Source organism: Pseudomonas sp. 32A (assembly GCF_052682255.1).
Genome location: NZ_JBQYLY010000001.1, coordinates 3,330,445 through 3,351,113, shown reverse-complemented (window position 1 = coordinate 3,351,113; position 20,669 = coordinate 3,330,445). Strand labels below are relative to the sequence as shown.

Sequence of the window (20,669 nt, the reverse complement as noted above, 5' to 3'; positions counted from 1 at the left end):
TGATGGTCATCTAAACATCCTCAAGCGGCACGGGGCGCGAAGCCCTGCATATCAATGGAAGTGGTGTGCCGGCCAATCAACTCGGCCAGCACCTGGCCGCTGCCGCAAGCCAGGGTAAACCCAAGGGCGCCGTGGCCGAGGTTAAGCCACAGGTTGCTATAAGCGCTGGCGCCAATCAGCGGCACCCCCGTAGGCGTCGCCGGGCGCATGCCGGCCCATTCGACCGCCTGCGAGTAATCTCCGGCCAGTGGGAACGTCTCAAGGGCCTGACGTTTAATCAGCGCCAGGCGCTTGGGTTCAAGGCGGGTGTCGAAGCCAACGATGTCCACCATCGCCGCCACCCGCAGTTGCTCACCGATGCGCGCGTACACGATCTTGCGGTCGTAGTCGGTGATACTGATGTTCGGCGCCTGATGCTGCGCACCAATCGGCACGCTCAGGCTGTAGCCCTTGAGGGGATAGAGCGGCAGCGACATGCCGGGCAAGGCCAGCTCGGGGCTGCGGTGCCCGGCGGCCAACACCAGGTGCTGCACGGGCAGCCGCTGACTGCCCATCTCGATCGCCTGCACGGTGCCCGCACTGTGGAGAATCCCCGTCACCTTGCGCCCCAGCAGGAACGTGCAACGCCCCGACGCTTCAAGCCGCGCCGCCAGCTGTTGGCAGAACCCATGGCAGTCACCGACTTCTTCATTGGGCGTATAGATGCCGCCAGCAAAACGGGCGCCGTCCAGGGTCGGTTCCAGCCGGGCGCAGTCCGCCGCCGAGAGCACTTGTTGCTGCAACGGGTCCGTCACTTTATTCAGCGCACGTTCATAGCTGTCGAGGCTGCGAAAGGTCACCAGCTTGCCATTGCGCCGCCAGTGGAAATCCCCCAACTGGTCCTCTTCACGCCAGCGTTGCAGGGTGTCCTGGCTCAGGGACGCCAGGCGCAGCAGATGGGCCGCATTGCGCTGGTTCACCGAGCCACGACAAGCCCCCAGGAACGACGCCATCCAGCGCCACTGTGCCGGGTCCATGCGCGGGCGCAGCTTCAGCGGCGAGTCACCCCGCAACATCCAGCCGATGGCTTGCAACGGCACGCCCTTGTCGGCCAGCGGTGCGACATAGCGGTAGGACAGCTGCCCGCCGTTGGCGAAACTGGTCTCGCTGCCCAGGGTTTCCCGAGCCTCGACCACAGTCACCTGCATACCGGCACGCACCAGGGCGTAGGCACTCGCCAGGCCGATAACCCCACCACCGATGATGCAAACCTGCTGAGCCATGTGCGTCCCTTAACCGTGTGATGTCAGGCTTGAAGGTTAGAGGCAGGTGACAGCGGCGGGACAATGAATAAAGATGGGTCACCCATAAACAAAGGTTATGGACTGCCCATGCGCTTGCGTCATATCGAAATCTTCCAGGCCATCCGCCAGACCGGCTCCATCAGCGCCGCGGCTCAACTGCTGCATGTCTCGCAGCCGGCGGTGAGCAAGGTGTTGCAGCATGCCGAGTTGCAGCTGGGGTTCCCGCTGTTCCTGCGCATACGTGGCAAGTTGCAGCCGACGCCGGAAGCATTGGCGCTGGAGCGGGAAGTCGACAAGGTGACCGAAAGCCTGCAAGGCGTGCGGCGCCTGGCGCAGAACTTGCGGCGTGAGCCGGGCCAGAGCCTGCGTATTGGCGCCACACCGGCGCTGGCCCTGTCGTTGCTGCCGCCGGCCATCCGCGAATGGACCCAACGCTACCCGGACATTGCCTGCGAGCTGTCCAGCGCCCACAGCCGCGAGCTGGTGCAAAACCTGTTGATGCGTGAAGTCGACGTGGCGCTAACGCTGCAGCCGCCCGATCACCCAGGGCTGAACGCCCAGCCGTTGGCCCACGGCGTGCTAGTGGCGCTGGCACCGCAGGGTTACTGGACGGAAAACGAGCTGGGCAAACCGTTGCCGCTGATGGCCCTGGCGGGCGCACCGTTGATTGGCCTGTCCAGCGCCGACCCGTTGTCGGCGAAGCTGGACAGCTACCTGGAAGCGGTCGATCCACCGCCCCGGGTCAGCATCGCAGTGCAGACCTATTCCCTGGCCAGGGCCATGGTCGAATCCGGCGCCGGGCTGGCGGTGATCGATCCGTTCACCGCCCTCGGCGCATCACCGGCCACCACTTGCATTCGCCCGCTGGCGCCACCGCTGCCAATCACCTTGTACGCCCTGACCCGCGCCGACGAACCGCCGCCGCATATGCTGGCGAGCCTGCTGGAGATCTTCGGCAGCCGGGCCCAGGAGCAATTGGACCGGCTATAACACGTACCCCATGATCGCCACGAAATGCAGCAGGCTGCCGCCGATCACGAACAAATGCCAGATCCCGTGGGAGTGCCGCAAGCGGTCCTCCAGGGCAAAGAAAATAATGCCCACGGTGTACAGCACCCCGCCCGACGCCAGCCAGGCAAACCCCGTGGGGCCCAGCGCAGCAATCAGCGGCTTGACCGCCACCAGCACGATCCAGCCCATCACGGCGTAGATCACGATCGACAATATCCGCGCCTCGGAGCGGGGCTTGATCTCCTGCAGGATGCCGATCACCGCCAGCCCCCACACAATCCCGAACAGCGTCCAGCCCCACGGCCCGCGCAGCGTCACCAGGCAAAACGGCGTGTAGCTGCCGGCGATCAGCAGGTAGATCGAAAAGTGATCGACCTTCTGCATGATCGCTTTCTTGCGCCCGCGCACGCTGTGGTAAACGGTCGACGCGCTGTACAGCACCAACAACGTGAAACCGTAGATCGCTACGCTGACAATCTTCCAGGGGTTGCCGTCCATACTGGCCACCACCAACATCCATACCGCACCCACAAAAGCCGCAACCGCCCCGAGCAAGTGGCTCCAGGCGTTGAATCGTTCCCCGTGATACATGTGTCACTCACCTCGAATAACGGTTATCACCTCGACCATTCTGACGTCACCCACCCAATATCAGGTAACAACCTTTCTTCATTTGCCCAAATACACACGCCGATGGATGATTCGCTTCATCCTGTGGGAGCTGGCTTGCCTGCGATAGCGGTGTATCAGCAGCAGATACATGTCTGACCCACCGCTATCGCAGGCAAGCCAGCTCCCACATAAAAACCCCTCATCGGTAACGCCCATGCCCGACCTTGAACCTGCCCAGCCCCACCCGAGTCTGTGGCAGTTGTTTTACAACTTCGCCATGGTCGGCCTGTTTGGCTTCGGCGGCGTGATGCCCTGGGCGCGGCAGATGATGGTCGACCGCAGGCAGTGGGTCAGCGAACAAGGCTTCAACGAGCTGCTGACCACCGGCCAATTTTTCCCCGGGCCGAATATCGCCAACGTCGGCATCATCTACGGCCGGCGCCTACACGGCTTGCCGGGTGCGGTTGTGACCGTGGTCGGCTTGTATCTGTTCCCCTCGCTGATCACCGTGCTGGCCGGCTTCGCCTATGCCAAATGGTGGAGCCATGATGTGGTGCAGCAGATCTTCGGCGCGGTGATGCCGATCGCCACCGGGCTGATGCTCGGCACCACGCTGCGCCTGCTCAAGGCCATGCCGCGGACCCTGGCGAATTACAGCGCGTTCGTCCTGACCTTCGTGTTGATGGCGGTGCTGGTGTTGCCGTTGTGGATGGTCTTGTTGATCTGCATCCCTAGCTCCTTGGCCTTGAGTTTCATCGGTTCGCAAAAGGTGGCCGGCTGATGCAGAGCGTGCTGTTTCACCTGATGATCCAATGCGCGCTGTGGTCGCTGATGGCGATTGGCGGCAACACCGTGGCCCTGAGCGATATCCACCGCTACACCGTCACCGACATGAACTGGATCACCGACGCCCAGTTCGTCGCCTTCTTCGCCCTGTCCCAGGCATTGCCCGGGCCCAACGGCATGTTCCTGGTGTTTATCGGCCAGCAAGCCGCCGGGTTGCCGGGGGCGCTGGTGGCGCTGACCGCCAAGCTGGTGCCCTGCTCGGTGCTCACCTACTTCGGCGCCGGCTGGCTGGAGAAACACACCGAGACGCCGTGGGTGCAGCGGGTCAAGCGCAGCCTGTTGCCGATCTCCATCGGGCTGATCCTGGCCGCCAGCTACATCCTGATGAACAGCCTGGAAAACAACGCCACCAGCCTGGTGCTGACCCTGGCCAGCGCCGCCGTGGTGTATTACACAAGGCTCAACGCGATCTGGCTGATCATCCTCGGCGTGCTGCTGGGCCTGTGCAGTGCATGGCTGGGAGTGAACTGGTTTTAGGGGCACAATCGACGGCATTCGAACAAGAGTCACACCCATGCTGATCGACGAAGAGTTCACCCTCAAGAAGCTGGAAATTTTCCTGGCGTTTATGCGCACCGGCAACCTGGCGCGGGCGGCGGCTGAATTGCAGACCAGCAACGTCAGCGTGCACCGGGCGATCCACTCCCTGGAAAACGCCCTGCGCTGCCCGCTGTTCAAGCACGAAGGCCGCAACCTCACGCCGCTGGAAAGCGCCTATGTGCTGGAAGAGCGCGCGCAGAAGCTGGTGCAGGACGTGGTGGACAGTGTGCGGCTGACCCGCGAGGCCGCCGGCTTTTCCGCCGAGCGTTTCAAGCTGGGCTCGCTGTATTCGCTGACGGTGAAGACCGTGCCGCAGTTGATCATGGGGCTGAAGATTCGCCGCAGCGAACTCAACATCGACCTGATCCTCGGCTCCAATTTCGACTTGCTCTACAAGCTGAAGAACATGGAAGTCGACGCGATCCTGATCTCCCTCGACGAGCACGCCAACGATCCCGACTGCGAGCAGATCGCCCTGTTCTCCGACGATATTTTCCTCGCCACCCCGGCCGATTCGCCCTTGGACCGCGAGCAGCAAATCGACCTGGCGGATGTGCGCGACGCCACCTTCATCACCCTCACCCAAGGCTTCGCCACCCATCAGGACGGCAACCGCGTATTCAAGCAGGCAGGGTTCGAGCCGAAGGTGGCGATGCAGGTCAACGATATCTTCACCCTGCTGAGCATGGTCAGCTCGGGGGTGGGTTATGCGCTGCTGCCGGGACGGATTGCGGCGGTGTATGAGAACCGGGTCAAGCTGATTCCCCTGCAACCGCGCTACCGTTTGCAGCAGCACATTGGCGTGGTGTTTCTGAAAGCCAAGGAGCGCGACCCGAATTTGCTCGCGCTGTTGGCGGAGTGCCGGATGTATGCCAATCGCCAGACTTGAGACCGCTATCGCAGGCAAGCCAGCTCCCACATTTGACCGAGTACTCCCAGACAACCCAGTCAAATGTGGGAGCCGGGCTTGCCCGCGATGAGGCCAGCCCATTCAACCCAGCGTTTGGATCTAGCCGACGATTCCTCGCACGATGAAGTAAAGCAACGAAGGCCCCAGCAAGCACCCAAGCCCAGTGTGAAAGGTGGCGGTCAACGCGCCATACGGCACCAGCCGCCGGTCCGTCGCTGCCAGGCCTGCCGTCACACCGCTCACCGTGCCGGCCAAACCACCGAACACCATGGCTGAGCGCGGGTTATCCAGGCCCATCCAGCGGGCCGCCATGGGCGTGCCGACCATCACCAGGATCGCCTTGATCAACCCAGTCGCGATGGACAGCGCCACCACATCCGAGCTTGCACCCAGCGCCGCCCCGGTCACCGGCCCGACGATGTAAGTCACCGCGCCCGCACCGATGGTGGTCATGCTGATCGCATCGCGATAACCAAACGCCCAGGCGATACTCGCGCCCACAATAAACGGCAACACCGTGCCCAGCAGCAAGGCAATCGCACCAATCAAACCGGCCTTGCGCGCCTCGGTGGCCTGTACTTCAAACGCCGTGGCCACGATGGCAAAGTCCCGCAGCATGGCGCCGCCCATCAAGCCGATCCCGGAAAACAGCGCCACGTCCGCCAGGCCTTTCTGCCCACCGGTCAAGGTGCCGCCCACCCAGGCCAGCACCAGCCCGATCACAATCGCGATGGCTGAGCCGTGGATGCGGCCGAAGGTCAGGCGCTTGGACAGCACCACCGAAATCCACATCACCACGCCGACAAATGCAAAGGCGGTGACCAAGCCGTTATTTGCCAGGCCTTTCTCGATGAGTTCCCACATATCAGCGACCTCCCGCGACAGGTGCAACCGCGATCAGCGGCTCTTCATCGGGCAACGGTTCGCCTTTGTGCGTACGGCTGATCAAGGCAATCGTGCAACCGCACACCACCACCGAACCAATCGCCGCCAGCACCGCCACCGGGCCGCCGTGCAGCGCGGTCACGACGTTTTGCTGGGCCGCCATCGCCACCACCACCGGGATGTACATGGCGCCCCAGAAGCCGACACCCATCTCGCATTCCTTGGTCATGCCGCCGTGCTTGTGCATCCACAGCCGCGCGCAGATCAGCAGGATCATTGCGATGCCCACCCCGCCCACGTTGGATTTCACTCCCAGCAACACGCCGAGCATGTCCCCCAGAATCACGCCTGCCAACATGCAGATCGCCAGCAACGCCACACCGTAAATAATCATGATGGTTGTCCTCAAAGTGCTTCATCGAAATTGTTGTTTTTGTGCTTCGAAAGCCTTGGGCGGCAATGCCGATCCGATAAAGATGAATACCGTACCTGTGGCGAGGGAGCTTGCTCCCGTTGGGCTGCGTAGCGGCCCTGAAATCCTGGGAGCGCTGCGCACTCCAACGGGAGCAAGCTCCCTCGCCACAGGTCATGGGTGACCCGCTCTATCTATTAACCGACCAGCATCAGCCTTGGTGGAGCTCTATCGGTGATGGTTTCCCTCCTCTCGCAGCAAGGCCTGCAAGGTGTCCAGGCGGGCGCCTTCGAAGGCGATGACGGTGCCTTGCTCGAATACCCGGCGCGCGAGGCCCGTGAGCACGGCGCCGGGCGGCAGTTCGAGATGCAGGCGCACGCCACGCTCATAGGCGCTTTGCACGGTGCCGCGCCAATCGACGATGCGGCACATGTTGAAAGCGAGGTCGTCGCGCAGGTGTTCGGTGTTGTGGATCGGCCGGGCGCGGGTGCTGCTCAGGTAGGTAATGCTCGGCATTTTCAGCGTCACTTCAGCGAAGGCTTGAGCCAGTGTTTCGGCAGGTTTTTCCAGCAGCGCACAATGGGACGGCACGCTGACGGCCAGGCGTTTGGCGACGCCGTTGCCGCGGACCAGATTGGCGACTGCTTTCATTGCTTCGTCGCTGCCCGCGATAACCGTCTGGTTATCGGCATTGATATTGGCCAGGTACACCGGGGTTTGTGTGCTGTGGACCTGGGCGAGCAAGGCTTCGACGGTGGACAGGCCCGGGCCGATAAGCGCGGTCATGCCGTAGCCGTGGGGATACGCGTGTTGCATCAATTCGCCGCGCAGGCTGACGAGTTTCAGCGCGTCGGCAAAGTCCAGGGAGCCAGCAATTACAGCGGCTGGATAGGCGCCGATGGACAGGCCGGCGACGTAATCGGGGGTGTGTTCCAGCAAACGCGCACTGGCCACGCCGGCAATCAACAGACAGAGCTGCACGGCGCGGGTCGAGGCCAGCGCTTCGGCCGAGTCGAGTTTCAGCACGTCTTCATTCAAGGCAGCACTGGCTTCGTCCAGCACCGCGCGCGGCAGCTGCTGGAGCATGCCGGGACGCTGGGCGCCCTGCCCCGGGAATGCCAGGAGGCTACTCATGCCACGGCCTGCCACGGGTCGACCACCAACTGCGCGCCGCTGGCGTTCTTCAGCAGCACGCGACGCGAACCACCGGCCCACTCGCGCAACGCGACGGCGCCAAACGGCGTTTGCAGTTGCAGGTCCACGGCGCACACCGCTGTATCCAGTATCGCCAGCAAGTCTTCGGCATCGCCGCGATCCAGTCGCTCGGGCGTACGCAAAATCAAATCCAGATCACTCTTGGCGTGCAGCGCCTCGATGCCGCTGGCCAACTCGAAACCCGCACTGCCGGTGACACCCCAACTCTCTCCCGCCAGCACCGGTCGCAACTGAGCGAGGGCCTGCAACGCCGGTAAATCCCGTGAAGAGATCACACCACGCAGGTCTTCCGGCACCACGCGTCGCCGCACGGCGGCCATCGGCATCACGGCGGCGAAGCGCTGCTCGCGCAAGCGCCCACGCACACCCACCGGCACATAGCCCGGCGGCGCGATGGCACGCCGCACCACTACCGGATGCCCAGCGGCCAATGCATCCAACACCCAGGCCGGTGCATCAGCGGGGGCATGCACCGGGGTCATGCCCCAGAGCAAGTCGTGGGCGTTCACCATTGCTCCCGCAGCAGTTGACGCACATGGCTGGAGGCCGCGCGATTGGTGGCGCCCAGGCGGCCGCTCAGGTCACGGCCGCCTGCCTGCACATCCTTGATCGCCTGCAGCAGGCAATCGCTGACCCGCGCAATATCTTCGGCAGTGGGTTGCTCAATCTGGCTGACCGACAAGGTCTCCCAGAGCAAGCCAAGGCTCGCATAGCTGTCGATGTCATAGGCCATCGGCGGCACGCTGGCGGCCAAGGCTTCCAGCTCTTCGACACTGCGCAGGGTCACCCGCGCCGCCGAGGCCTTGCCCATGGCATGCACCATCACGCCGGGATCGCGCAGGGCAATCAGGCGGTTGGCCTGGTAACCATGGGCGAGGAACGCTCCGGACATCGCCTTGCCCACCAGCAGCGCGATCACCGGATGACCGGCCAACCGGGCGCGAGCGTAGCTGTCGGCAGCGGCGGCCAGGGCTTGATGGATGCCCAGGGCCTCTTCGCGACGACCGTAAGCCTGGCTCGGCACATCGACGATGGCAATCAGCGGACGCTTGTCGCCGGTATCGACCGCTTCATCAACCGCCTTGGCCAAGCCCCAGCCTTCCAGCAAACCGACTTCACCGTTGCGAGCGCGGGGAAAGCGGTTTTGCGCATCGGTGACCACCGCGATAAAGCGCACAGGCTGATCACCGAGCACACCGTCGGCGACTTTCAGCGAGTTAGGCAAACCGCTCACCGGCGTTGCATCGCCGCTTAATGCGTTGAACCACTGCAAACCTCTCATGAGCGTTCTCCCTGATACAGATCGCGAACCGTCGCCGGGTCGATTTGCGGTTCGGCGTTCAGTGCAGCCAGGCGTTCCAGATAGTGTTCGACCTGACGGCTGCGCTGTTTTTCCGGCAAGCCTTGTTGCAGCAGCTCAGTGATTTGCTGCTGAATCTGCGCCACGTCGTCGGCCACATACCGGTCGGCCAAACCGCTGTTAAAGCGTTGCTCACCGCCGGTCAGGCTCCAGATGAAGGGCCGGTCGCGGGAGTCGTATTCCTCAAGCCCGGCTTCCTGTTCGATCACCTGCGGGCCGTTCAGGCCAAGGCGCGCCTCGCGGGTCACCAGCAGATAACTGCACAAGCCCGCCGCGATGGACATGCCACCAAAGCAACCGACGCTGCCGGCCACCACGCCGATTACCGGCTGGTACTGGCGCAGGTCGACAATCGCCGCGTGGATATCGGCGATGGCGGCCAAGCCCAGGTTGGCTTCCTGCAAGCGCACGCCGCCGGTTTCCAGCAGCAGGATGGCGCGCGTCGGGATGCCGTTGCGGTTGTCCTCGGCGGCCAGTTCCAGTGCGCCGGCCATCTTCGCGCCGCCGACTTCACCGAGGCTGCCGCCCTGAAAATTGCCTTCGATAGCGGCGATGACCACCGGCAAGCCGGCGATGCTGCCCTTGGCGATCACCACGCCGTCATCTGCCTGAGGCACCACGCCCTGGCGACTCAACCATGGCGACATGACGCGCTGGAACGGATCGATCAATTCGCGATAGCTGCCCGCATCGAGCAAGGCCTTGGCCCGCTGCCGGGCGCCGAGTTCGACGAAGCTGTGTTTGTTGAGCAAGTCAGTCATGACCGATCTCCTCGAAGCCCTGCTCCAGGCGCAAGCGCACCACGCCGGGTGTGGCGCCGAAGTCGTGGATATCGATGTTCAGTGCGGGGGGCGTCTGCTCCTGGAAGATCCGTTCGAACAGGTGCTGCCAACGTAGCTGCGCACCGTTCACCGAGGTCTGCACCTGAATCGTCAGGGTGCCGGCGGTGCCCGGTTCCAGCAGCACCTCCAGGTCGCCCGAGCCGACGCAACCCACCAGCGCACGGCCCTTGGCGGGCTGCCCGGCGGGGAATTCAAAGGATAAGGTTTCCATCACAGCGCTCCGTCGAGGCGGTCGATAAACAGGCAGGCGGCCAACAGGTCGGCGGCGCCACCGGGGGAGGCATTCAGCGCCAGCAGTTGCTGGTCCAGCTCATGCAGTTGGCGGCGGCCGGCGAGGCTTGCACTGCCACCGGCGTCCAGCACCGCTTGGGCGCCTTGTTGCATGGCCTGCAAGCCTTCAGGGCCGGCGCGGTAGAGCACGCAGGTGTCGGCCAGGTCCGTCATGATCGCCAGCAAGGCATCGAGGCGAGCGTTCTGTTCGCCGTGTTGGTGCAGGCGGCTTTTTTTCAGCTGTGGCAGGCCGCGTTGCAGCACTGAAGGGAAGCCCAATTGCGCTTCTTCACGGGCACCGCGAGCGCCGTAGCGTTGTGCGACCTGGGCGCCGTGGCTCAGCGGTTGAGGTGCGTAACGGTCGTTGAGCAAGGCCAGGCGGGCAGCACGCAACGTCACCGCATTGGCAGTGCAGGATTCGGGGTGCAGTGCGGCGGCGGCGACTAACAGGCCGAGGGCCCAGATCGCACCGCGATGGGTATTCACGCCGCTGGTAGTAACGAGCATCGCCTGTTCGCCTTCGCGACCGATCCGCCCAAGGGCTTCTCGCAAGGACAAACCCACTTCGCCACATTCGATCGCCACTTCGGCCATTTCCTTGAACGCCGGCCACAACGACAGCGCCGAGGCGTGCATCAAGCCGAGGTGCAAATCGGTATGGGCGCCGTTGCCGCGACGGTCCACCAGGGCGGGTTTCGGCGACAGGTCGGCTTCATCAATCAAGGCGTCGACGGCCATGTCGGCCAAGCGTTCGGCCAGTGTCAGGTCGTGCAGTTTGAGTGCGTGCATTTACCAGCTCCTGAACTTGGCGGGCGGGTTGTACAAGCCACCGGACCACTCCACCAGATCGGCCACGCTCTTGGCGGCCAGCAACTCGCGGGTAGCGTCGGTGCGGCGGATGCCGAGGTCTTCGGGCAGCGCGATCAGGCCTTCGCGACGCATGCGTGCGGTGTCCTTGGGGTTGTGGCGCATGCCGATGGCGGTCACCCCGGCGACGGCAGCGATCATCGCCTGGCGCTCTTCCAGGGAGCGGGCCTTGTACAGGTAGGCGATGCCTTCTTCGGTGAGCAGGTGCGTGACGTCATCGCCGTAGATCATGATCGGCGCCAGGGGCATGCCGCTTTTGCGGGCGACTTCCACCGCGTCGAGGGTTTCGACGAAGGTGGGTTTACCGCCTTCCTGGAACGTCTCGACCATCTGCACCACGAGCTTTTTGCCGCGTTCGAGCAAGGCTTCCGGGGCGTCGTCGTGGCGCATGTCGAGCCAGGCGGGTGTGCCGTGGCGGCGACCCCGTGGGTCATGGCCCATGTTCGGCGCACCGCCAAAGCCGGCGAGGCGGCCACGGGTGACGGTGGAGGAATGCCCGTCGCCGTCGACCTGCAAGGTGGCGCCGATAAACAGATCCACCGCGTATTGGCCAGCCAGCTGGCAGAACATCCGGTTGGAACGCAACGAGCCGTCGCGGCCGGTGAAGAACACATCCGGGCGAGCGGCGATGTAATTTTCCATGCCCAGTTCGGTGCCGAAGCAATGCACGCTTTCGACCCAGCCGCTTTCAATCGCAGGAATCAGGGTTGGGTGCGGGTTGAGGGTCCAGTTGCGGCAGATCTTGCCCTTCAGGCCCAGGGATTCACCGTAGGTTGGCAGGATCAATTCTATGGCGGCGGTGTTGAAACCGATGCCGTGGTTCAGCGACTGAACGTTGTGTTTTTCGTAGATGCCACGGATCGCCATCATCGCCATCAACACATGCACCGGCTTGATGTGCCGTGGGTCGCGGGTGAACAGCGGTTCGATGTAGAAAGGCTTGTCGGCGACCACCACGAAATCGACCCAGCTTGCCGGAATGTCGACGCGAGGCAGGTCGGTGACGTCATCCACCAACTGGTTGACCTGGACGATGACGATGCCATCGCTGAAGGCGGCCGGCTCGATCAGCGCGGGTGTGTCTTCGGTGCTGGGGCCGGTGTAGATATTGCCGGCGCGGTCGGCCATGAAACCGGCGGAGAGCACGACGTTGGGAATCAGGTCCACTACCAGCCGCGCGTAGAGTTCGATGTAAGTGTGGATCGCGCCAATTTCCAGCAGGCCGTCTTCCAGCAACTGGCTGATTCGCAGGGATTGGGTGCCGGCGAAGGAGAAATCCAGCTTGCGGGCGATGCCCTTTTCAAACAGGTCCAGGTGCTCGGAGCGGCCGACGCTGGGCATGATCATGTGCAGGTCGTGGAGCTTGGCGGGATCGGCCTTGGCCAGAGAGCGCGAGAGGAAATCGGCCTGCTTCTGGTTGTTGCCTTCCAGCACCACACGGTCGCCGGGGAGGATCAGGGCTTCCAGGGCTTCGACGATGCGCTCGCTGGGCAGCACGGCGCCATCGGCGAAGGATCGCACCAGTGCGAGGCGGCGCTGCTTCTCATCGCGCCGCCGCGTCCAGCGCGAGTCGGGGGAAGTTGTTGTTGTCATGGTCGCTCCACGGGATTTGCTGTCGTGGGCTGTACCTTAGGAGGGTATTGGGGGGGCATCAATCAAGCTGCGCGGCGAACCGTTACGATTGGAGTAATGGTTCGCCAGCAAACGCTGAGGCTCGGGCTGCGCACAGTTCAAATGTGGGAGCGGGCTTGCTCGCGAATGCGGTGGGTCAGTTGATAAATCGGGTACTGACGCACCGTATTCGCGAGCAAGCCCGCTCCCACATTTTGTTTAGCTGCGTTCATAGGATCGTACGCAAGAGTCCCAAAATGGGAACGATCAGTCCCTTTTTGGGACCGATCCCACTTCGTCACATCGCCGCTGGGCTCACCTGCTCCAACGCCTGATCAACCAGTAACTGCCCCAGCTCACTCATCTGCTGAATGGCCAGCACCACACCGCGCTGGGAACCTTCCAACTCAAAGGCCAGGTTGGAAGTCAGGGCGTTGAGTGAGGCAAAGGTTTCAGAAGCGTTGGCCAGCAGGGCTTCGGTGGATTGGGAGGGCGTGACGGTAAAGAGTGAAGATGAAGCGGAAGTCGGAAAGTAATGATCCATGGCACGCTCGGCGGCGGCCTGGAGTTTGCGGTGTTCGATTTCGGTGTCATGCGGCGGATTGGGGGTAGGTTTGAACATGATGAAACTCCTAAACAGATGAGTAAGGAGCGCCACCGTTCGCTTGCACGCGAAAGAGGGTGGCGACCGTGCGCAGGTGTGCAAGACCGGGCCTGTTTAGGACACCCAGCAGGTCCGAAGACCTCCTGCGCGCAGCCGCCATAAAGCAGCGAGCACAAAAAACGCCCGTTGGATGGCTGGGCGTTTGTACGCCTAAACAGTTTCGTCGGACTTGCACGTCCGTGTCACCGTTTTTTGCGATGACGGACGAAGACTAGGCGCGATCGCAGGGCACAACAAGTTCATGCACAGCGCGAGAGGTTGCAGGAAAAATCCGACTGTAAAGCGCACGCCGATTGCTCCTACAAACTTTTCGGGTTGTTGCTCGGAACCCGTCTCTCTAGCCTTTTCCGTCCGAAGCATGTCACCGATTGGGCGTTATGAATCTGATATCCAAACCTGATACAAGGCCATTGCAGAGCGTGATGTATCACATCACAATCTCGCCATGATCGTTAGCTGGAAGCATAAAGGCCTCAGGGTCTTTTTTGAGACTGGTTCTACTAAAGGTATCAACGCAGACCATGCGAAACGCTTGCGTCGCGTGTTGCTGGTTCTGAATAGAGCCACACACCGTGATGAACTGGACATGCCCGGTTGGCGGTTTCACCGATTGAAAGGCGATCTGATCGACTACTGGTCCGTCAGTATCAGCGGTAACTGGCGCATTATTTTTCGGATGTTCAACGACCAGGTAGAACTGGTCGATTATTTGGACTATCACTGAGCAAAGGCATCGATATGGACATGCATAACCCTCCCCACCCTGGCGAAATCCTGCTTGAGGACGTGATCCCGGCCTTGGGCATCACCATTACTGAAATGGCACGGCGCCTTGGCTTCGCCAGAGAAACATTCTCTAGAATCCTCCACGGACACGCGCCAATCAGCCCGGATCTTGCGGTAAGGCTTGAACGGGCAGGTATCAGCAAAGCTCGGTTGTGGCTTTCGATGCAAAGTGCCTATGACCTGTGGCAGGCAGAGCATCGAGATCAACCGAAAATCGAACGGTTTGCACGGATTGACTGACGGTTACACTCAGGCCAACCCCGCCTCCACCAACAACGCCTCCAACCCCATCAAATCCGGCACCTTCGCCACATGTTCTCCCACCTGCACCGCCGCCAGTTCCAGCGGGCACAACGGCACGTCCACATAACTCAACTGGCTATCGAGCTTGTACGAACGCGGAATCCCCTGGATCACCAACGCAATAAACTTCAACGTCGGCCGTCCTCCAAGGGTGTTCAACACCACAATCCGCGCCCGCTCTCCCACCACGCCCGACTCGCCACACGCGGCCTCAAAGCTGATCAACGGCAACTGCCGATCCCGCCAGGTAACCTGCCGCAAATACCACGGCGGCGCGTCGCTGGCCGGTTCGCCGCGCTGGAAGTCGATCAACTCGGCCACAGCGACGTTGGGCAATAACAGGTGACGGTCGGTCAATGGCAGTAGCAAGCCGGTGAGTTGCGTAGCGCGGTGATCAAGCACGGGACTTGCTCCAATAAGCGATGCTTTCCAGCAACACCGACTCTTGATAAGGCTTGCCAAGGTAGTCGTTGACGCCAATCGCCATCGCACGATCACGGTGTTTTTGCCCGGTGCGGGAGGTGATCATGATGATGGGCATGCGCATCAGCCGTGGGTCGTCGCGCACCTGGATCGCCACTTCGAAGCCGTCCATGCGCGGCATTTCGATGTCGAGCAGCATCAGGTCCGGGGTGTGTTCTTCCAGCACGGCCATGGCGTCGATGCCGTCCTTGGCGGTGAGCACGTTCATGCCGTTGCGCTCCAGCAGGCGACTGGTGACTTTGCGTACGGTGACCGAGTCGTCCACCACAAGTACCAGCAGTGGACGCTTTTTCAGGGGGTCGTTGAGGATCAAGGGCGCCTCGACCGCCTGGGCCGGCAAGGCCGGTGGCCGCGCGCGGATATGCGCCAGCAGGTCGATGATCAGTACTACGCGGCCATCGCCGAGGATGGTTGCGCCCGACAGGCCCTTCACCCCGGCAAATTGCGGCCCCAGGCCCTTGACCACGATCTCCCGGGTGCCGGCCATGGCATCTACCTGCACCGCCACGCGCCGCTCGTTGCACTGCACCAGCAGCACCGGCAGCGGCTGGTATTGGCCGAGCAGGTTCGGGCGGCCAACGGTGTGCAACAGGTCGCCAAGGTAGAACAGTTCGTAGCGCTGGCCGGCGTATTCGTAACGCGGCGGATTCAGCTGATAGTACCCTTCCAGCTCATGGGGCATGACCCGCACCAGGCCTTCGATGGTGTTCAGCGGGATCGCGTATTGATCATCCGCACACTGCACCATCAACGCCTGGTTGACCGACACGGTGAACGGCAGGCGAATGCGAAAGTGCACGCCCTGCCCCGGCGTCGAATCGATAACCATCGAACCGCCCAGTTGGCGCACTTCTTCATGCACCACGTCCATGCCCACGCCACGCCCGGAAATCTGGGTGATTTTTTCGGCGGTGGAAAACCCCGGTTGCAGGATGAACTGCAACACGTCGCGGTCGCTGATTTCCAGGTTGGGGTCGAGCAAACCGCGCTTGATCGCCTTGCGCCGAACCGCTTCAAGCGGCACGCCGGCGCCGTCGTCGCGCATGTCGAAAACGATGTCGCCGCCTTCGTGGGTCAGGTCCAGGGTGATCCGGCCTTTTTCAGGCTTGCCCGCCAGCAACCGCGCATCACGGGATTCCAGGCCATGGTCGACGGCGTTGCGCAGCATATGCTCCAACGGCGCAACCATGCGCTCCAGCACGTTGCGGTCCATCTCGCCTTCGGCATTGCCGACGATAAATTCCACGTCCTTGCCCAGCTCTCCGGCCACCTGCCGCACGATGCGTTTAAGCCGCGGCAGCATGCGTTCGAAGGGCACCATGCGCGTGCGCATCAGGCCTTCCTGCAGCTCGGTGTTGATCCGCGCCTGTTGCTGCAAAAGGTTGTGGGCGTCCTGGTTGCGACGCTCGAGGGTTTCCTTGAGGTCGAGCAGGTCGGAAGCGGACTCGAACAAGGCCCGGGACAGTTGTTGCAGTTGGGAATGGCGGTCCATTTCCAGTGGGTCGAATTCTTCGTAGCCCAGGCGTTCGGCCTCAGCTTGTTGGCGGCTGAGAATGCGGCCCTGGGTTTCGGTGTCGAGCCGGCGCAGTTGGTCGCGCATACGCTCGATGGTGGTTTCCACTTCGTTGAGGGCAATGCGCGCATCGTTGACCTGCTGCTCGATGCGCCCACGGAAGATCGAGGTTTCACCGGCCAGGTTGACCAGGTCATCCAGCAAGTCGGCAGAGATCTTCACCATGTCGGCGGCCGGATCACTGGCCGGCACCGCCTCGGTTTTGGTGGCCGCCAACGCCACCGGCGCGGCCGTCACTTCAGCCGGATGCACCAGGCTTTTGATCCGCTCGATCAGCAGATCCACCGAGCCCACCGGCATTCCCGCCGCCACGGCTTCGATCATCTGCGCCAGGCGGTCGTGGCAGCCTTGCAGCAACGCGAAGAGTTCCGCCGACGGCGCCAGCAAACCAGCGGACAAGCCTTCGTAGAGAAACTCCAGCTCATGGGCCAGGTCGCCAATCGGGCCGATCTCAACCATCCGCGCGCCGCCCTTGAGGGTGTGCAGGTCACGCAGCAGTGTCTCGACTTCCTGGCGATTTTTTGGCTCGGCCTGCCAGCGCAACAGCGCGGCGCCGGAGCTGTCGAGGATGTCGGCGGCTTCTTCGAGAAAGATATCCAGCAGCTCGGGATCACTGCCCGGCGTCTCGACTTCGGCGGCTGCGGCGGGCGCCGCTTGTCCGATGCCGTGGCGCAACTCACGCAAGTGGCTGATCAGGTCGGTGGAGTCGCTCAGCGGTTGTTGGTGTTGCAGTTGCTCAAGCAGCAGCGCCAGTCGCTCATGACTGGCCATCAACCCGTTCGCCAACTCGCTGGAGTAGCTGTAGCGACGGTCCACCAGGCCTTCGTAAAGGTTTTCCAACTCAAGGGCCAAGTCGCCCACCGCGCCGATTTCAGCCATGCGCGCGCCACCCTTGAGGGTATGCAAATCCCGTTGCAGCGACGACAGCGGTGCGGCGTTATCCGGGTCCAGCAGCCAGCGCTTCAGGGACTGGCCGGCGCTGTCGAGGATGTCCACTGCCTCTTCAAGGAAGATCTCGACGATCTCATCGTCTATCGCAAAGCCCTGGTCCAGCTTCGCCGTAGCGGCACCCAGTTCGGAGATGCTCAGCGCGCGGCTGCCATCGGTCTTGATCAGGCCGGTGGCGGACGGGTCGAGGCCTTCATCCAGCAGCTCGCGCAGGGCTCGAACCCGTGCCGGCGCCGCGCTGATTTCCTGGCCGGCGGCCAGTTGGTCGAGCATGTTGATCAGGGCTTCGTGGGCCTGCTCAGCTTCGTGGAAGAAGCGCTCGCTGACCGCCAGGCTGCTTTCTTCCACCGCGCCGTAGAGGTCGAGCAAGGCTTCGCACAACTCATCCATCGGGTGCAGGTCGGCCAGGTGCGCGCCTTCGCCGAGAGTGGTCAGTTCGTCCAGCAGTGCGCTCAGTTCCTGGCGCTCGCCGGGGTGCTGTTGCCAGCGGCGCAGCAGGCTTTCGGCGTCCAGCAGGATGTCCATGCCCTGGGCCAGGAAGTTGGTGATCAACTGCGGGTCGCGCTTGATGCGCAGCCCGGTGCTGGGTGCATTCAGCAGGGCTTCGAGCTGGCTGTTCAGCAGGTTTTGCGTGCGTTCGATCAAGGCTGCTGCGCCGTTGATGGGCGCGTGGGGATCACTGTCCAGCTGGCGCACCCCACGCTGGAACAGCGCCTCGGCCTCCAGCAGTAATTCGATTTCGTCCAGGTCCAGCGGCAGGCGATGGGCCTTGTATTCGCGGGTCAGGTGATCCAGCGGGCGCGCCAGTTCGGCGATGGGCAACACGCCGGCCATGTAGGCGCTGCCTTTGAGGGTATGCAGCGCCCGTTGCAGCTCATCGCTGACTTGCAGCGGCAGGTGCTCGGTGGCCTGTTGCAGGAAATGGTTGAGGCTGTCGAGGTGGCTCTGGGCTTCGTTGCGGAAGATTTCCAGCAACTGCGGGTCCAGGGCGGCCGGGTCTGTGGCCGAGGGTCCGACACCGCTGGCCAAGGCATGGGCGCGTGCCGCCAGTTCGTCTACGTCGTCGCGCTGGCGCTGGGCATCGTCGGCGAAATCGGTGATCAGCTCCGGCAGCAATTCCAGCACATCATCCAGCACCGCTTGCACATCAGGGCCCGGCGCAACGCTGCGTTCCAGCACGCGGTTGAGCAGGTTTTCCACGGCCCAGGCCAGCTCCGCCAACACCAGGGCGCGGACCATGCGACCACTGCCTTTCAAGGTGTGGAAGGCGCGGCGCATTTCGCTCAGGGTGGCCTTGTCTGCCAGGCTCGCGGTGCCGGCGGGTACGTGGCTGTGCAGCACGTCGAGGACTTCGGCGGTTTCTTCGAGGAAGACTTCCCGCAGCTCGTCGTCGATGGGCTCTTCGCCGGCAGGCGGTGGCAGCAGGCTGCCAGGGCGTTGGAGGGCTGGCGGGTTAAGGCGCGAGGTGGGGCTGGCCAGCGCATCCGCGAGAAACGGGGTTTGTTCCGTCGGCGTATCATCCTGGGCGAGCAGTGCCTGGCGCCACGGCTTCTCGGCCGGCAAATAGCCCAGTGCAGCGAGGCCTTCGGCGGCCACTTCCAGCACCCGTTCCCCCGGGGCGTCGTGGTCCTGCAGCATGCGTTCGAGGTAATACTCGAGGCTGGTGAGCACATCGGCAAAATGCTCAAGCTGCGCCTCGGAAGGCGCGGCCTCACTGACCATCAATTGCTCGTTGACGTAATCGTTGCAGCCGCGCATCAGGCTCGCCGCACGGGACAGCGGAATCATCGCCAGGGCACCGCGCACCTGGGTCAGCAGCTCGGGCAGCGACTCCAGACGCTGGCGGTCCCAATGGGCCTCGATGCAGTCGATCACCAGCTCTTTGGCCTGGGTCAGGCACTGGCAGGATTCGCGGATCACCAGGTGGTGGATCTGCGTCAGATCGGTGGTGGGCAGGCGGCTTTCTTCCCGGCGTTCCGGCTCGACCGTGCCGACCATCCCGGCCAGCGTCGCCTCGACGTAGAGCAAGGCACCGGCGACGTCCATCAACACCGCATCGTTGGGCTCGCGCTGCCCCTGGGCCAGGCCGAGCACCACCGCCAGTTGGTCGATGATCACTTTGCGCGGCTGGCCGAAACCCAATACCGCCAGGGTATCGGCGATCTGGCGCAAGGGCGCCAGCAAGGCCTCAAGGTCGGAGGCGTGCTGGCGGTCGCTGCGTACGAACAGGTCCAGGCGTTCCTTGACCCGCACCAGTTCCTCACACAACGCGCCGAGCACCGAGCCCATCGCGTCACGGTCCGGGCCGGCCAGGCGGGCGCGTTCGGCGTCCACCACGGCGCTGTCGGGCAGGGCTTCATCGAGGCCATAACGTTCTTTCAAACTTTGCATCCGTGGAGTCGGTCGGGTGACTTTGGCGACGTAGAACAACAGGCTCTTGAGCAGCTCATCCGGGGCCGGGGTGTTGATGCCGTTGATGCCCTGGATCAGCAGGCGCTTGAGTTCCTTGTCGCAGGCTTTGAGCAAACTGCGCAACGCCGGGCTGTTGGCAACCACGCCAATGAGCATGCCTTCCACCAGCGCCGAGGTCACCTGCCACAACGGTAACAGCGGCGCACCATGGCACAGGGCTTCGAGGCGGGCGAAAACCCGCGCCATGTCTTCCAGGTTGCTGGGGCCGTGGTCTTCGCGCAGCAAGCCGACCAACGCCTGTTGCAGCATCTGCCGCCACTGACGCAGCAGCGCGGGGAAATCCTCCGGCGTGCGCTGGGCCAGCGCTTCCTCGGGCAGCGGCGGGATCACCAGCAGTTGCGGGCTGAACAGGCTGGTTTCCGAGAGCAGGCTCTCGCCGCGCACGCTGCGCAGGTCGTTGAGCAGCGGCAGCACCACCAGGGGCAGGTCGCGGCGGGCGCTGTGCACGCGGTCGAGGTACAGCGGCAGTTGGCCGAGGCCCTGTTGCAACAGGCGAATGCCTTCGTCGCGCTGGCTGACGCGCGCGCCTTGCAGGGCGAGGGCCAGTTGCTCCATTTCTTCGGCGAACAAGGCTGCGCCGTAGAACTCGACCATCAGCAAACTGCCGTGGACCTGATGAATGCATTCCAGGCATTGGCCGATGGCTTCGCTGCTGCCTTCTTCAACATAGGCGTCCAGCGCCGAACGGGCCTGTTTCAGAGTTTCGGCAATTTCGCCCTTGACCCATTCGAGGGCCACGTAGTCGTGCCGATCAACCATAACCGCTCCCGTCTGAA

The 20,669-nt window shown here is 63.0% G+C and carries 20 protein-coding genes; 6 read left to right on the top strand and 14 right to left on the bottom strand.

The window, feature by feature from the left end; translation table 11 throughout:
• Positions 1-20 precede the first annotated feature (20 nt).
• Complete coding sequence (locus ACUN0G_RS15260) at positions 21-1,262, bottom strand: D-amino acid dehydrogenase (protein ID WP_445573756.1); 1,242 nt, start codon at positions 1,260-1,262, stop codon at positions 21-23.
• 108 nt (positions 1,263-1,370) lie between these two features.
• Between ACUN0G_RS15260 and ACUN0G_RS15255 the strand changes: the two genes are divergently transcribed.
• A complete protein-coding gene (locus tag ACUN0G_RS15255) occupies positions 1,371-2,273 on the top strand; it encodes a LysR family transcriptional regulator (RefSeq protein WP_445573755.1) in 903 nt (300 codons plus the stop codon).
• Here the strand turns inward: ACUN0G_RS15255 and trhA are convergent.
• On the bottom strand, positions 2,268-2,885 hold the full coding sequence (trhA, locus tag ACUN0G_RS15250) for a PAQR family membrane homeostasis protein TrhA (RefSeq protein WP_003216828.1): 618 nt from the start codon (positions 2,883-2,885) through the stop codon (positions 2,268-2,270). The genes ACUN0G_RS15255 and trhA overlap by 6 nt on opposite strands.
• Positions 2,886-3,120: 235 nt before the next feature.
• Here trhA and ACUN0G_RS15245 point away from each other — a divergent pair, with 235 nt between their 5' ends.
• Genes ACUN0G_RS15245 through ACUN0G_RS15235 form a run of 3 tightly spaced genes read left to right on the top strand, consistent with a single transcriptional unit; the run spans position 3,121 to position 5,181 of the window.
• Positions 3,121-3,687, top strand: coding sequence for a chromate transporter (locus ACUN0G_RS15245; RefSeq protein ID WP_445573754.1), 567 nt, complete (start codon positions 3,121-3,123; stop codon positions 3,685-3,687).
• The gene (locus tag ACUN0G_RS15240; protein WP_258342611.1) at positions 3,687-4,229 is read left to right on the top strand and encodes a chromate transporter; all 543 of its coding nucleotides are present in this window, start codon (positions 3,687-3,689) and stop codon (positions 4,227-4,229) included. The genes ACUN0G_RS15245 and ACUN0G_RS15240 overlap by 1 nt, the downstream gene beginning before the upstream one ends.
• Before the next feature lie 37 nt (positions 4,230-4,266).
• Entirely contained in the window at positions 4,267-5,181 is a 915-nt protein-coding gene (locus tag ACUN0G_RS15235; RefSeq protein WP_177048526.1) for a LysR family transcriptional regulator, read from the top strand.
• A 120-nt stretch (positions 5,182-5,301) separates the two neighbouring features.
• Here the strand turns inward: ACUN0G_RS15235 and madM are convergent, their stop codons facing one another.
• The 10 genes from madM to ACUN0G_RS15185 all read right to left on the bottom strand — a co-directional run bounded on the left by madM (position 5,302) and on the right by ACUN0G_RS15185 (position 13,286).
• The gene (gene madM / locus ACUN0G_RS15230; RefSeq protein ID WP_258342614.1) at positions 5,302-6,066 is read right to left on the bottom strand and encodes a malonate transporter subunit MadM; all 765 of its coding nucleotides are present in this window, start codon (positions 6,064-6,066) and stop codon (positions 5,302-5,304) included.
• Position 6,067: 1 nt separating this feature from the next.
• A complete protein-coding gene (gene madL, locus ACUN0G_RS15225; RefSeq protein ID WP_102604131.1) occupies positions 6,068-6,481 on the bottom strand; it encodes a malonate transporter subunit MadL in 414 nt (137 codons plus the stop codon).
• 246 nt (positions 6,482-6,727) lie between these two features.
• Positions 6,728-7,633 carry a malonate decarboxylase subunit epsilon gene (mdcH, locus tag ACUN0G_RS15220; protein WP_445573753.1) on the bottom strand — a complete coding sequence of 302 codons (906 nt, stop codon included), beginning with the start codon at positions 7,631-7,633 and terminating at the stop codon, positions 6,728-6,730.
• Positions 7,630-8,226, bottom strand: coding sequence for a malonate decarboxylase holo-ACP synthase (locus tag ACUN0G_RS15215; protein WP_445573752.1), 597 nt, complete (start codon positions 8,224-8,226; stop codon positions 7,630-7,632). Before ACUN0G_RS15215 ends, mdcH begins: the two co-directional genes overlap by 4 nt.
• Positions 8,220-8,996 carry a biotin-independent malonate decarboxylase subunit gamma gene (mdcE, locus tag ACUN0G_RS15210; protein WP_445573751.1) on the bottom strand — a complete coding sequence of 259 codons (777 nt, stop codon included), beginning with the start codon at positions 8,994-8,996 and terminating at the stop codon, positions 8,220-8,222. Before mdcE ends, ACUN0G_RS15215 begins: the two co-directional genes overlap by 7 nt.
• Entirely contained in the window at positions 8,993-9,835 is an 843-nt protein-coding gene (locus tag ACUN0G_RS15205; protein ID WP_167664103.1) for a biotin-independent malonate decarboxylase subunit beta, read from the bottom strand. The genes mdcE and ACUN0G_RS15205 overlap by 4 nt, the downstream gene beginning before the upstream one ends.
• Positions 9,828-10,127, bottom strand: a complete 300-nt coding sequence (locus tag ACUN0G_RS15200; RefSeq protein WP_003216806.1) for a malonate decarboxylase subunit delta — start codon at positions 10,125-10,127, stop codon at positions 9,828-9,830. Before ACUN0G_RS15200 ends, ACUN0G_RS15205 begins: the two co-directional genes overlap by 8 nt.
• The gene (locus ACUN0G_RS15195) at positions 10,127-10,975 is read right to left on the bottom strand and encodes a triphosphoribosyl-dephospho-CoA synthase (RefSeq protein ID WP_445573750.1); all 849 of its coding nucleotides are present in this window, start codon (positions 10,973-10,975) and stop codon (positions 10,127-10,129) included. Before ACUN0G_RS15195 ends, ACUN0G_RS15200 begins: the two co-directional genes overlap by 1 nt.
• The gene (gene mdcA, locus ACUN0G_RS15190) at positions 10,976-12,646 is read right to left on the bottom strand and encodes a malonate decarboxylase subunit alpha (protein WP_026077844.1); all 1,671 of its coding nucleotides are present in this window, start codon (positions 12,644-12,646) and stop codon (positions 10,976-10,978) included.
• A gap of 316 nt (positions 12,647-12,962) precedes the next feature.
• Complete coding sequence (locus ACUN0G_RS15185) at positions 12,963-13,286, bottom strand: DUF6124 family protein (RefSeq protein ID WP_445573749.1); 324 nt, start codon at positions 13,284-13,286, stop codon at positions 12,963-12,965.
• 487 nt (positions 13,287-13,773) lie between these two features.
• Between ACUN0G_RS15185 and ACUN0G_RS15180 the strand changes: the two genes are divergently transcribed.
• Both ACUN0G_RS15180 and ACUN0G_RS15175 read left to right on the top strand, forming a co-directional pair.
• Positions 13,774-14,052, top strand: coding sequence for a type II toxin-antitoxin system RelE/ParE family toxin (locus ACUN0G_RS15180; protein ID WP_087693244.1), 279 nt, complete (start codon positions 13,774-13,776; stop codon positions 14,050-14,052).
• A gap of 14 nt (positions 14,053-14,066) precedes the next feature.
• Positions 14,067-14,354: a HigA family addiction module antitoxin gene (locus ACUN0G_RS15175; RefSeq protein WP_087693245.1), complete on the top strand. Its 288-nt coding sequence runs from the start codon at positions 14,067-14,069 to the stop codon at positions 14,352-14,354.
• Positions 14,355-14,363: 9 nt separating this feature from the next.
• On the opposite strand, the gene ACUN0G_RS15170 is transcribed toward ACUN0G_RS15175, so the two are convergent.
• Both ACUN0G_RS15170 and ACUN0G_RS15165 read right to left on the bottom strand, forming a co-directional pair.
• A complete protein-coding gene (locus ACUN0G_RS15170; protein WP_445573748.1) occupies positions 14,364-14,819 on the bottom strand; it encodes a chemotaxis protein CheW in 456 nt (151 codons plus the stop codon).
• Positions 14,812-20,652, bottom strand: coding sequence for an Hpt domain-containing protein (locus ACUN0G_RS15165; protein ID WP_445573747.1), 5,841 nt, complete (start codon positions 20,650-20,652; stop codon positions 14,812-14,814). The genes ACUN0G_RS15170 and ACUN0G_RS15165 overlap by 8 nt, the downstream gene beginning before the upstream one ends.
• Positions 20,653-20,669 lie beyond the last annotated feature (17 nt).